The following is a 13,602-nucleotide window of genomic DNA, read 5'->3' as shown; positions in this document are numbered from 1 at the left end:
TCAAAGTAAGAAATTTATCTGAAGTATGCTTAGAGAATAAGTATTAAATCATGAAATAGGAACGGCAAAACTGTAGTGTGGATGTTCTTGCTGCAATATTTCTATCACTTTTTATTATCAGAAGGTGGGTGAAAGCACATCAAGATTCCTTGAAAAAGACTCTCAGTTTATTGGCACTGCATCAAATCAAATATTACCTTAACAACCAGGGTTATTGTCTTACTATGTTCCTAATGCCAGAATCGCTTAAAACTATTAAGATTTTTGTTGCTTATTCTCCTTCCCATCAAGATGAGCAATTAAAGCAACTTTTAGCAAAGCAATTAGAAACACTGCAAAACAAAAATGTAGTTGTTTATTGGTATCAGCATCCAAAACCTGAACAACACAAAAAATCACTAGCTTCTGAAAATGGCAAAAATCTCAGCAATTTTGCGCCCTACGAAAATTTTCATCAATTGCATACTGCCGATATTATTGTGCTGTTGGTTAGTGGCGATTTTTTAACTTTAATTCAAAATCAAGTTGATTGGAATAGCGAAATAATTAAATTAAAAGAAAAACATGAACTTGGGGAAATTGTCGCCATCCCCATACTTTTAGATCGGATTCAAGGTTGGCAAAATTTATTAGGCAACTTTACCCCTCTACCAAAAAATGGGATGCCCGTTCAAAGTTGGCAAAGTCATGATGCTGCCTTTAAAGATATATTTCGCGGCATAGAAGCAGTAGTTGAAGAAATCAGAACATATCAGGAACGATTGCAAGAGTATAAGTCTAGTGTTTCCTCTACTATTCAACAAGAATTTCCACTAAGTAGTCAAGCAGTCAATAATTTAAACGATATCAAAAAATATTTAGCAATCAAAGATGCTGACTCTCAATTAATTGAACAAGAAATTATTACTCAAGCCAAGCAAGAATATAGCTATAAGTTACAACAATATAAACAAGAATTAATTCATTTCTTGAAAAATAAAAAGAGATTAGCAAATGAAGACCGTAGAAATTTACAGCTAATTCAACAATATTTAGGATTAAAGAATGAAGATATTATTAAAATTGAACAATCAGTGATTTCCAAAAAAACAACAAAAGATATTAGAAACATTTTTGCAATCGGATATAATTGTGCTGTGAAAATTAGTGCGATCGCTCTGATAATGGCTAGTGCTGCATCAATAGCAATTTTTGTGAGAATTGCTGCAAATCATGCCGCTAATAAAACTTTTGCCCAAGCAGAGATTAAGTTTGACAAAGGTGATTATCAAGGAGCGGTGCATGACTTTACACAAGTAATGAAAACTCAACCTCACAATATTGATGTATATATTGGACGAGGTAATGCCTTGACTTACCTCAAAAATTATCAAGCAGCTATTCAGGATTATACAAAAGTGATAAATATGCCTGCTGAATCTCCTGTTGCTTATATGAATCGTGCCGTTGTCAATTGTTCATTAGGTGATAAACAGGCTGCAAAACAAGATTATCAGAAAGCTGTGATTATATACAAAGAGTTAGGTGCATTGAATGAAATGCAACAAGCAAAAGCCAGATTGAATAATTTACAAAAATGTGCAGCAAGCAAATAGTTCTTTCCTGATAATTCAGGATTATCTTCGGCATCAACAATAGTTATAAGATGGAAAGAGTTTACTTGAGTTTAGGCGATCGCTCTTTTTCTCAAGGTTGATTTAACATACCCCTAAAAGCAAAATAATCTCAGCCATAGTGCTTCATTCAGAGACATGTTAGTGTGAGATCAATAGTTGATTAATTTCTTTTAACACTGGTTGAGTATCCCAACCACGGATAAACAGAATGAATAATCTCAACAGATTATTTCAGTTTGCCTCAAATATGGTCGTTCAAGGTCCACTATATGCGATCGCGAATGCCAGAATTCATTCACCCATTCCTTTAGAAGCGGCAGAAAACTGGAAGTTTTGGAATGATCAAAAATCGTCTTGGTTTGAGTCGTTAGTGAGAGCTTATCCTCCAAGCTCCAGACGAAAGGCATATCTGGATTCTATGCTTGCACAAGATCATGCTAATGGGATTGAAGCTCATTACGATATCTCAAATGAGTTTTACGGCTTATTCCTAGATACTAAGTACAGGTTTTATACTTGTGCTGAATTTCTCAGCGATACAGAAACCTTGGAAGAAGCACAAGAGAACAAGGCTAAATACCTACTTTCTCTGTTGAATATTAGTGGTAGTGAGAAAATTTTGGATTTGGGATGTGGTTGGGGTGCAATGCTGAGATATCTTCAAGATGCAGGTCATTGGGGTGAGTTAACTGGATTTACGTTATCAAAAGAACAGCTAACATATGCTAGGGAAAAATTAGGTCTTAATGTTTCCCTGACTAACTTTATTACTGCTCCATTTGAGAATGCACTTTATGATCGCATCCTTTCGATTGGAGCCTTGGAACATGTCAGACCAAAGGAGTTACAACAGTTATATCAGAAAATATATGATGCTCTCGCTCCACAAGGGCTAGCAGTACATCAATTTTTTTCCTTCGAGCGTGAACCTTACCCAGCTTCTGCAATATTATTGCAACTGTTTTTCCCAGGTTCTCTGTTAGTCATTCATCGTCATCATATTGAGGCGGCAGAAAGTGTTGGTTTTCGGATTACTCATGACTCAATCCACGACTATAAGCCAACTATAAGGGCATGGTATGAACGGTTGGTTGAAAATCAAGCAAGAGCATTAGAGTTGGTTGGACTAGAAATTTATAATCGCTACATGACTTTTTTCCCTGTTGCCTGGTTATTTTTTGTACAGAAAGAGGCTGAACTACATCGAATTGTGATGGAAAAATCTTCCCATTAATTACTGAACCTAGGGAATTTACAGCCATTTGCACATTTACTTTATTTAAGTATTAATACTAAGTTTATAGTGCATAAATATTGTATTTATTACTGCTATATCTATGCGATCGCACAACTGTGCAAGCTACTCAAGATACTAGCTTCTGCAAAACTCACATCATATCCGTCTAATCACTTACGATCAAAGTTCTCCGCGTCCCCGCGTCTCTAAGTTTCTGTGTCAGTCTTCATGAGCAGTATTTAAGCGGATATGACATTACATGCCCAAATGTCAACAGAATAAAGATAATTGAACTCAGTTCATCTGGAATCACCCCATCCCATTCTGTAGCTCAAGTTGTTACAACCACAACATTTTCCCTTTGAGTTAATGGCACGGCAACATTGACTTTCAGAGGTTTTTTTGGTACTGCCAGCACTCAAGTTATTTAACTAAAATATTTTAATTAAATCCGGTTAAGTAAAAATAATGAGTGTAGTTATGTACATATACAGATTTGATAGTCTGCAACTGGATTTAGCTTGTCGAAGAAAATACAACTAACGAGGAATGTCAAAATGTTCAAGAAATCTTTGATTCTCGGTTTACTGGCGGCAATGGCAATTGCACCTACGGCGTTTGCAGGCGAACAAATACAGGGAAACACCGAGAATACCAATATCAACGCCACTAATGTTGGTAAAGGTAACAGAATTCGTATTATCAACAGAACCTACGTGATTCAATCACAAGGAAGAAGAGCAAGAAAGCTGTTGTGTCAAGCTCCCAGCAACCAAACTCAAGGAAATGCAACCAATACCGCAATCAACGCTACAAATATTGGCAATCGCAATCGCATCAAAATTAATAACGTGACTAATGTTGTCCAAGACCAATCTACAAACTGTTCTAAAAACAAGAAGTAGTCCACCATTATCTTCTAAATTAACTGAATAACATATTCGCGACATCAACAGATATGTGTACTACAAAAAATATTTGTAGTACAATTGTAGTTATGACCAGTATATGATTGAAACAACCAATAAATAATCAAGAGACAATTAAGCTCAACAATCCTGGGATTTAGGGGAAACCCGGCTTCTCGGAGTCAAAAGTCAAGTATGAGCGTACTGACTGAATCAGAAACCAGGATTGTTCAGTCTTAACCATGAACTAATTACGAATTTCATGACTAACATTCGCAAACTATTAAATGAACTAGCAAACCAAGAAAAACAGCTACCACAGACTCAATTTGTCGCACCATGTGTAGCTGGGGGAAAGGTTCGCACGCGAATGTCGGGCATGATTTACACCTTCACACCCAAACCGCTTAATTTTCAGGGATGGGGAATATTTCAACCTGTAGACATACAAACAGCAGTTGTTGTTGAGGAAGCCAGCTTACCCCAGATTGGTGAATATTTACAGCATTTTCAACCATTGAAATTGCGACTAGCCCATGTATTACAGGGACAAACTTGGCTCGCATATCCCATCAATGAAGCTGATATGAAACAGCGTTACGGTATTTGTAAACCTGTGGCAGTAAATTTAGTTAGCGATGGAACTCGGTTTGATGTCATTATTGCTCGAACTGATGGAGCGACATGGTGGTTTGATGAGTGCGATCGCCGTTCTGATCCATTTGTGGTAGAACAATTAAAGGCTAATATCAAACGGGCAATTTTACCCAAACAATTACATTTCCCAGGTATTACCCCAGAAATGCGAACTGTTTACCATCTTGTTTCCCAAAAAGCTCAAGAATTTGATGCCTTGCATCAACAAACACGTGATGAAAACCGCTTGCGGGCTGCCTTAAAATTGGGTGGTGGTGAATTGCGGGAATTTCGCGATCGCCAAGACCATTGGGTAATAGAATGGATAACTGGTGATGGAGAATATCATACCAGTGCTATTTCTAAAGATGATTTGACAGTAATTAGTGCGGGTATTTGTTTGAGCGGAGAAGATGACAAATTTGACTTGCAATCTTTAGTTGCTGTTGTTGAACAACGGGACTTATTTTAACAATTCCTCCACCTGATGCTGACTCCATAGTGTCCGATATAACCCCGGTTGTTGGACTAGTTCCATATGGGTACCAATCTGGACAATGCGCCCTTTATCCATCACAAAAATGCGATCGCCTGCGGCGGCGGCGGCGAGTTGATGGGTGATAAAAATTACTGTCTTTTTCCGTGTTCCTCCTGAGAGATTATTTAAAATAGCCGTAGCAGTTTGATTATCGACACTGGAAAGGGCATCATCCAAAATTAAGACTGGGGCATCGATGAGCATGGCACGGGCTAAGGCTGTACGCTGTCTTTGTCCTCCCGAAAGGGTGATTCCTCTTTCGCCAACAATGGTTTCATATTGCTGAGGAAAATTGCTGATTTCCGGGTGGATTTGGGCAATTTTTGCGGCATTTTCTACTTCTGGAAATTCTGCAATTGGATCACCATAACGGATATTATTTTTGATCGTGGTGCTGAATAAAAAGCTATCCTGGGGTACATAGGCGATCGCACTTCGCAAGTCTTCTAAGGCAATTTTGGTAATATCTACACCATCGAGAAATATCTGTCCTGGGGCAATATCTAAAAGTCGCGGTAAGGAGTTTGCTAGGGTTGTTTTTCCTGAACCAATCGCCCCGACAATCGCAATGTTTTCTCCGGCTTCAATGGTGAAACTTAAGTCGTCTAAGGCTAGTGTTTGGCTACCGGGATAGCTAAAGCTGAAAAGCTTGGCTTGGATTTTTCCTTGGACTTGTGGGAGGTTGAGATGAACTGCGTCGGGTAAGTTAACAATTTGGGGTTTGGTTGACAGAATGGCTTCAATCCTATCTATACTTACTTCTCCCCGTTGGTAAGCGGTAATTGTAAATCCTAATAGTGCGGTGGGAAAGACTAATCTTTCGACGTAGATTAAGAGGGTGACAAAGTTGCCGACGGTAAGACTACCATCTGCAATCCGATTTGCACCTAACCAAATAATTATCAGCGAACTAATGCTAGCTAAACCCCCAATTAGGGGAAATAGAGTATTACGACTTTTGGCAAGTTGTAAATTAGCTGCGAGTAAATTTTTATTTTTTTGTGCAAAAGCCCGACGTTCATTGTCTTCTTGGGCGTAAATTTTGATTAAGGAAATACCGCTGATATCTTCTTGGATGAGTTCACTGATATCTGAAATTTTCTGCTGGACTTTCGCTTGTTCGTTACGCAGCTTATCACTATACAGATGTACCAGTAAAAACATAAAAGGATATATTGCCAAGGATGCCAAAGTTAAATCCAAGCTAATACTTAACATTACTGGTAATGTCAGCATGTAAGCAAATATGGTATTAACCAAACTTAAGACAGCAAATCCGAGTAAGCGGCGAATACTATCAACATCACTTGTGGCTCGACTAATTAAATCACCGGCTCGGTTAATTGCAAAATAAGCAGGCTCTAATGTCAGCAAATGTTCAAAGATTTTTTGCTTCAGGTCAAATTCTACCTGACGACCGACACCAAATAACCAAATCCGCGAAGCCATGCGAATTAACCACATTGCCGAGGTTAAACAAGCAATTGGTACGACATAATTTAGCACTTGGTTAATCGTAAATCCTCCAGAGAGCTTGTCAACTGCGGAACGTATCAATAGAGGGATGTAAACACCCAAACCATTTACAGTTAACAATGCCATAATTCCTAGAGTTGCTTCGCGCCAATGCGGAAGCAGGTAAGCACCCAGTTTTGCCAGTCTTTTTGATGTTGCCATTGCAGCAGTTTCGCTACTTCCCCTTTGGAGTTTGTACTAGTTTTAGTCCCGATTCTACTGATTATAAATAATATAGTTGTGGGAGTTTCAACTCTGACTCACGATAAAACCGACGCGGAGATTTGGAGACGGGGGGACGCAAAGAAAAATTAATAACAACTGATTAGCCGGACTTGATATTAGATTTGATTTTGGTTTTAATTTTGATTTTTATGAGTTAGCAAGACCAAAATATATACAAAAATATATACAAAAATATATACAAAAATATCTACAAACAACAAGATTAGATTAAATGCGATCGCTAAACAAAACAAGCCACGAAGGCGTGGCTGTAAGTAAAAATCTAATTGGGTATTAAATTTGGATATTTGAGGACGATAATGGAAATTATCGACCGCGCAGAAAAATGTTCACTTGGTTAAGATAAGCTTCCCAAGCGGATGTGGTTTGCGACAAAGTTTGTGCATTCGGAACAAAATCCTCCAGCGCTACCCTTCCACGGCGGGCAATATCCGCAGGTGTTGTCTGCATCAAGAAAGTAGGAACATCGCTGCGAATACTACTGAGAGATATACCAGCAATATCGCCAGGAGATGTTAATGCGATTAAAGTTTGCTTTGGTTGTCCTTCTGGAATCATTGCAGTTAAACGAGGATTAACCAAGAAGTAAGCAAATGCTGGGGTACTCGCGATTAACAAAATTGTCAAAGCCCAACCCAGTAAATATCCCCCTGGTTTGTCAATTCCCCCTCCCTTCATCCTTTGTGCAGCAACAATCATCAATAAAATTGATGCTCCCAATGGCTTGAGTGGGAATGATACCACTTGCCAGATTGGAGAAACGACTGTTGCTGAACCACCAGGATTAAAGAATGACAGTACCAGAACAATTAATAGAACTGCTAAAATCAGTCTCCCGACAAAACTTCCAGAAGGATAGAACTTCTGGAACAAGGAAAAAATGATAGTACCGAGAAGCAGCCACAGTAGTACCCGGCTTAACATTACAAACATAAGATTCTCTCTCAAATCTGCTATTGCGGTCAGCCAATAGGTTTTGGGCAGTTGATTTATATTACCGTCAAATTGTAATAGGACTTATACATGACTGCAAATACTCCTCACACCCACACACAAAGACTACCATCGTAGTGATTTTAGAGCATATTTTATAACTTCGCCCGTATTTTGTAATTTTCTCATTCGGTATTTTTCATTAGGTAAATTAGATTAATTACAGTGTCGTCAACATTAAAGGAAAAACTATGTCGTCTGGAAAGCCTACCATTCTTGTTACAGGGGGAGCTGGATACATTGGTTCCCATACGGTACTTGCTTTGCAAAAAGCGGGTTATGAGGTGGTAATACTTGATAACTTGGTGTACGGACACCGTGACTTGGTTGAGCAGGTTTTACAGGTGGAGTTAGTAGTGGGTGACACTAATGACCGTGCCTTACTTGATCAGCTTTTTACCAGCAGACAGTTTGCTGCGGTGATGCATTTTTCGGCATATGCATACGTAGGTGAGTCGGTAAGTGACCCGGCAAAATATTACCGTAATAATGTCATTGGTACGCTGACTTTGCTGGAGGCGATGGAAGCTGCATCAATTAAAAATTTTGTATTTTCGTCAACTTGTGCAACTTATGGTGTTCCCACTCAAGTTCCTATTCCGGAAGATCATCCCCAAAATCCGATTAATCCCTACGGTGCCACTAAGTTAATGGTTGAGCGGATTCTCTCTGATTTTGATGTTGCTTATGGTTTAAAATCGGTACGTTTTCGTTATTTTAATGCCGCAGGTGCTGACCCAAATGGTAATTTAGGTGAAGACCACAACCCGGAGACTCATCTCATTCCCTTGGTTTTGCAAACTGCTTTGGGTAAGCGTGAATCGGTTGCGGTTTTTGGTACTGATTACCCTACTCCTGATGGTACTTGCATTCGCGACTATATTCACGTTAGCGATTTGGCGGATGCCCACGTTTTAGGATTGGAATATTTGTTAAAAGGTGGCGATAGTGCTGTGTTTAATTTGGGTAATGGTAATGGTTTCTCCGTAAGAGAAGTAATTGATACAGCTAAAAAAGTTACTGGCAAAGAAATCAAAGTTATTGAAGGCGATCGCCGTCTCGGAGACCCGCCTGCATTGATTGGTAGCGGCGATAAAGCTCGACAAATTTTAGGTTGGGAACCTCAATATCCTGACCTCGAAAATATACTTACTCACGCTTGGTCTTGGCATCAAAAAAGACATAAATAACAGGATTCAGGATTCAGAATTCAGGATTTATCTAAGATATCTGAAAAGCTTTTGTCCAGATAAATGATTACTTTCTGTTCCTGAATTCTGAACTTCTTTGTTGAAGCTGTTATTGTATTTTTTTGTAAAAATTTTTCGGTTATTTGAAGAAATTGCCGGATTGTGTTGGATAATTAACTTAGTTTTTAATATAATGGGATGTAGCTTATTTTAAAAATTTAGTTTATGCCCGATTATAATAAATTTCAACTTTAAAATTATTATAACATCAAAAGAATCAATTTCCCCATTATTTCCCTCCTTTCCCCCAAATTAATTTCGCTTTCTCCACCTAAAACTGATCACCAAAATTGTAGCGATCGCTAATATCAAAGCAACAACTAGAATAGTGGGTGAAAAGCGTGAATTATCACTTTTGACATTTGCAGATTGCACTGCCAATCCCGGACTAGGGCTTTTAACTGCACCGGAATTGACTTGAGAACTTCCCGCCGCCACAGTGACAGCAAACTTCAATTCAAAAGGTTTAAAATCCCCATCTTTGCCAGGTTTCCCATTTAGCTGCAACAAATAAGCGCCAGGCTGAGGAAAAATAATATCTGCACCCGGAATACCTCGATACTTTTCCGCCGCAATAGCTTTTAAACTCGGTTGTAATAATGCTGTTGCTCCAGGTTTATGGGGTTGAGCATACACAGCAAGTTGGCAATTGCATTCCCCAAGCGGAATTACTTTTCCGCCTTTACGAGTCAGAGCAAACCAAACTTCTGCAACTTCACCAGCACGGGGATTATCATTAGGTTCAATATGCAGTGTTGCTCCAACATCGTCAGCGACTTGGACTTTGTGGGCAAATGCAGGGGAAGTCAGAATTAATGAAAATAGTAAAGGGTAAAAAATATTTTTCATTGTATTATTTAATATTGCGGGATTGCGGGAATTAATAATTTGCATCTCATCTAGGAAATATAATTGCTGATTATTGGGGATTTCGCGATCGCAACAACAAAACCCCCATCACTACTATCCCCAATAAACCCGCAGCAAATTGATTCCACCAAGTGGTTTGCAGTGCGCCCAAATAATGGGAACCAATCACAACCGCATGAATAGCAGTCAAAATTAAAGCCGGAATCGTTAATAAATGAATTCTTCGCCAAGATTGACCTAATTTTTTTTGGAGCGAATCAAAACTAGTCAGCGTCGCCGGAGTCATCAATAGCAACGCCACCCCACCAGCAACTATTCCCCATTGAAACTCTAACGGCAAAAACCAAAATGCCTGTAAATTCCATTGTAATGAATGTTCCATCATATGCAGAGTATGAGCGATCGCTAGTACATAAGCACCTACACCCAAAGCCCGACGATAACGTAAAGGTGCAGCATAAAAGTCACTAATCGGACGAGCAATCAAAGCTAAAATTAAACAGAATAATGCTCCATGACCTGTATAATCAACCATTGTGTCGCCAGTTCGCAACAGGGAAATAGCCCCAATTACCAGCGTCACCCAGCCACCCAAACGAAACAACTGACTGCGTTTATCTTGACTCAAAAACGAAGTCGAAACTCCTACCCCCAACATCATTGGTAAGGTTCCCAAACCAAATGCCAGCACTGTCAACCCGCCCTGGAATAAATTACCAGTTTCCGCAGCTTTGATTTGAGCTACATATAAAAACCCACAAGGCATGAAGCCCCATGTCACCCCCAGTAACGCCGGTGTCCACCATGTAGATTTAAACGACCACTTAATCATCCTGGCATTGAGGCGATTATGCAAACTACCTTGTAAAAAAGGATGTAAAAATGGTACACGAGGTAATAACTCAGGATTAATTTGTCGTAAACCAAACCAAATTAACAACAAACCCGTAATAATTGCCATCCAACGGCGTAATTCACTACCTACACCAGCAATTTGCCCACTAGCCACTAAGACAGAACCGATTGCCCCAATCGCAGCACCAACTAGAGTATAACTAAGTAGTCTGCCAAAATTTAGCAATAAATGAAACTGCAATTGTTGTTGCCAATTTTGTTTATTTCCTGATAGGGAAAAAGCCGCAGTCAAAGGACCACACATACCAATACAGTGTCCAAAGCTTCCTAAAAATCCCAGTGTTGCAATCAACCAAAAATCAAGCATTATTGAGAGTCATAGGTAATGAGTTATGGGTGCTGAGTGGGGAATAGAAATTATTAGATCATGAATTTTGGGAAGTATTGGGAAATACCAGCATGAATACTAATGGGAACTTTAAGTGATTTCTTTACTTCTGTCAAAAGACAATGTGTAAAAGTTATGAAAAAAGTTCGGGGATGAAGTCAAAAGCAGGTGATATGAAAAAATTGCTTTGGTTATTTTTATTTATCTTGGTAGCCTTATGTATTGTTGGTGGCAAGAGTTTTTTTGAACAGCCTTTACAACCTGCGACTGAGACAATTAGAGTCAACAATCCTAGCAATTCTTCGAGTGCTTCTAGTTCTTCGACACCACAAAAATTAGCAGTTCCTGTAACTACTCCCCAGGTTTCCCGTGAACGTTTATTAGCTCATATTCAAAAGCTAAATTTTCAGCGCTACACCAATACTGAACGTCTCCGTTCCCGCAATTATATTACTAGCGAACTCAAAAAATATGGCTTTCAGCCCCAGCAAGAATCCTTTCCTGGGGGGATTAATATTGTTGCCGAACGTTTGGGAAGTGACAAAAAAGCTGGAGCCATTCTCATTGGAGCGCATTATGACACCGTTGTGCGATCGCCTGGTGCAGATGATAATGGTACTGGTGTGGCTGTTGTACTGGAAATAGCGAAGCTGTTCGGCTCGCGAACTACTCCCCGCACTCTTAAACTGGCTTTATTTGATCAAGAAGAAACAGGATTATTGGGAAGTCGAGCTTTTGTGGCTCAAAAATCCCACCTCAAGGATTTACGTGGGGTTATTATTCTAGATATGCTGGGTTTTACTTGTCACAATCCTGGATGTCAGAATTACCCAACCGGTTTACCCATTCAACCTCCTAGTAATAAAGGTGATTTTATTGCGGTAATTGGAGACACTGAGCATTTACCTCTTTTAAGTTCATTTCAAATCAATTCATTTCCAAATTCTCACTGGCAAAACTCTAATTCCAAAGCTACTCAAACAACAAATTTACCTACGGTTTTAACTGTACCCATACCACTGAAGGGAATATTTACTCCCGATACACTTCGTAGTGATCATGCGCCTTTTTGGTATCAAGGAATAGGTGCAGTTCTCATTACCGATACAGCTAATTTACGCAACCCTCACTATCATCAACCTGGCGACAAACTGACAAATATAGACAAGGCTTTTTTTACAGGTGTAGCTCAAATTATTGTGAATGCAACTGAAAAACTATTAGAAAGTCAGACTAGTTTAACTACTCCTATCTCAACTACATCTTCACCTTCTTGAGTATTAAATTGAAACTTAGAAGAATATTCCCAATCTCACCTTATAATTAGTGTGAATTATTTGAATTATTGGATTATTTTTTTGAATTTTATGATTAATTTTCAGTGATTTTCTACTTCTCAGTTGAGATAATTTCAAAATATGAATATTCACTATTAAATTCGATAATTTTTCAGGTTGTAAATGTTGGGAGACATGCAAAAAATGGTATTTACACAGTACCACAATTTTCCCAATAGACCTCAAATTTTTCGCTATATTCCCAACCCAATTATTACTCGTTCTCAAAAATTATCTATCAGTCTACGCATATAGAATTTACTAGTTCGCTCAGATACCAATTTATCTGTTATCAACAACATCCTAATATCGTAGAATTTGCTCCTGAAAAATTTTTCGCAATGTCGCTAATGCTCGTGAACCCCTTTTACGCAGTGTCGTTTCTGAGAGGTGAATATTTTTTTCTGCTAACCTCTTAACAATATCTTGCCATGACAACTGCTTGTAAAAACGTAATATCACGAGTCTTCTGTCATCTATATCCAAAAGTTGTAGTGCTTGATATAATTGCATATAGAGTTCACAATCATCATGCTCATAATGATTCTCTTCACTGGATAAAATCGATTCTAAATCTAATTTGGGACTATCTATTAGTCGGTATTTATGATGCTCTCGACTCCACTCATTAATAATATTTAATCCCGTTTGACGTAACCAAGGCAATACATTATAAATTATCTTACCCAATTTAACTGCTTTATCTAAACGTGATATTGCCTCATTGAGAATATCATCTGGTTCGTATTTTCCGAGTAATCTATACTGTCGCAAGCGCAAGCGATAAAAATGACGTAGAACTATCAGTTTGTTGTTATCGTTTAACTCTGTAAACTGCTGTTCGAGTGATTGGGCTGTGGCTGACTCTGCTGGTGTCATATTTTCAGTTCCGGTTGCAGTTAGTTGCAGTTAATTGCAGGATGTCAAAATAGCCTTTTGTCTGGGTTTATATATGCAAGTTTGTTTATTTGAGAAGCGTTTTCGTCATCCGTGTTATAAGTTTATGTTTTCCCGCTTGCTAATGTGACATTGGTTTTTGTGAAGCAGATAATCTTTTGCACCCCAGTACCACAAACCAGGAACTTTGTTAAGGAGATTTCCAGGAAATAATGTACCGAAAATTGTTGTAGTGTGGGCATCTTGCCCACTACAGCAACAAGATGGGTAATTGCCTTTTCGCAAATCACCTAAGGGATAATACCAATTCACAATT

General features: G+C 38.7%; 12 protein-coding genes. 6 read left to right on the top strand and 6 right to left on the bottom strand.

All coding sequences use genetic code 11. The features are described from left to right. Nucleotides 1–233: 233 nt before the first annotated feature. The 4 genes from VB733_RS14015 to VB733_RS14000 all read left to right on the top strand — a co-directional run bounded on the left by VB733_RS14015 (nt 234) and on the right by VB733_RS14000 (nt 4,869). Complete coding sequence (locus VB733_RS14015; protein WP_323340676.1) at nt 234–1,595, top strand: tetratricopeptide repeat protein; 1,362 nt, start codon at nt 234–236, stop codon at nt 1,593–1,595. Between the two features lie 229 nt (nt 1,596–1,824). Continuing rightward, nucleotides 1,825–2,850, top strand: coding sequence for an SAM-dependent methyltransferase (locus VB733_RS14010; protein WP_323340675.1), 1,026 nt, complete (start codon nt 1,825–1,827; stop codon nt 2,848–2,850). A 560-nt stretch (nt 2,851–3,410) separates the two neighbouring features. Further along, on the top strand, nt 3,411–3,758 hold the full coding sequence (locus VB733_RS14005; RefSeq protein ID WP_323340674.1) for a hypothetical protein: 348 nt from the start codon (nt 3,411–3,413) through the stop codon (nt 3,756–3,758). A 265-nt stretch (nt 3,759–4,023) separates the two neighbouring features. Beyond that, complete coding sequence (locus tag VB733_RS14000) at nt 4,024–4,869, top strand: hypothetical protein (RefSeq protein ID WP_323340673.1); 846 nt, start codon at nt 4,024–4,026, stop codon at nt 4,867–4,869. Here VB733_RS14000 and VB733_RS13995 read toward each other — a convergent pair. Together VB733_RS13995 and VB733_RS13990 are read right to left on the bottom strand one after the other, a co-directional pair. Further along, entirely contained in the window at nt 4,861–6,612 is a 1,752-nt protein-coding gene (locus VB733_RS13995) for an ABC transporter ATP-binding protein (RefSeq protein WP_323340672.1), read from the bottom strand. The genes VB733_RS14000 and VB733_RS13995 overlap by 9 nt on opposite strands. A gap of 390 nt (nt 6,613–7,002) precedes the next feature. Beyond that, on the bottom strand, nt 7,003–7,629 hold the full coding sequence (locus VB733_RS13990) for a hypothetical protein (protein ID WP_323340671.1): 627 nt from the start codon (nt 7,627–7,629) through the stop codon (nt 7,003–7,005). Between the two features lie 251 nt (nt 7,630–7,880). Here VB733_RS13990 and galE point away from each other — a divergent pair, with 251 nt between their 5' ends. Further along, nucleotides 7,881–8,879, top strand: coding sequence for a UDP-glucose 4-epimerase GalE (gene galE, locus VB733_RS13985; protein WP_323340670.1), 999 nt, complete (start codon nt 7,881–7,883; stop codon nt 8,877–8,879). A gap of 312 nt (nt 8,880–9,191) precedes the next feature. On the opposite strand, the gene VB733_RS13980 is transcribed toward galE, so the two are convergent. Then, on the bottom strand, nt 9,192–9,788 hold the full coding sequence (locus VB733_RS13980; RefSeq protein ID WP_323340669.1) for a hypothetical protein: 597 nt from the start codon (nt 9,786–9,788) through the stop codon (nt 9,192–9,194). 70 nt (nt 9,789–9,858) lie between these two features. Further along, on the bottom strand, nt 9,859–11,031 hold the full coding sequence (locus tag VB733_RS13975; RefSeq protein ID WP_323340668.1) for a sulfite exporter TauE/SafE family protein: 1,173 nt from the start codon (nt 11,029–11,031) through the stop codon (nt 9,859–9,861). Nucleotides 11,032–11,225: 194 nt separating this feature from the next. Here VB733_RS13975 and VB733_RS13970 point away from each other — a divergent pair, with 194 nt between their 5' ends. Then, the gene (locus VB733_RS13970; protein ID WP_323340667.1) at nt 11,226–12,329 is read left to right on the top strand and encodes a M28 family peptidase; all 1,104 of its coding nucleotides are present in this window, start codon (nt 11,226–11,228) and stop codon (nt 12,327–12,329) included. A 363-nt stretch (nt 12,330–12,692) separates the two neighbouring features. On the opposite strand, the gene VB733_RS13965 is transcribed toward VB733_RS13970, so the two are convergent. Together VB733_RS13965 and VB733_RS13960 are read right to left on the bottom strand one after the other, a co-directional pair. Then, a complete protein-coding gene (locus VB733_RS13965) occupies nt 12,693–13,268 on the bottom strand; it encodes a sigma-70 family RNA polymerase sigma factor (protein WP_323340666.1) in 576 nt (191 codons plus the stop codon). A 114-nt stretch (nt 13,269–13,382) separates the two neighbouring features. After that, the coding region (locus VB733_RS13960) for a hypothetical protein (RefSeq protein ID WP_323340665.1) at nt 13,383–13,602 on the bottom strand (220 nt) is incomplete at its 5' end.

The organism is Calothrix sp. UHCC 0171 (genome assembly GCF_034931845.1).
Classification (GTDB): domain Bacteria; phylum Cyanobacteriota; class Cyanobacteriia; order Cyanobacteriales; family Nostocaceae; genus Brunnivagina.
Note: the sequence above shows the minus strand (reverse complement) of the source record. Positions and strands in the feature narration are given on the sequence as shown.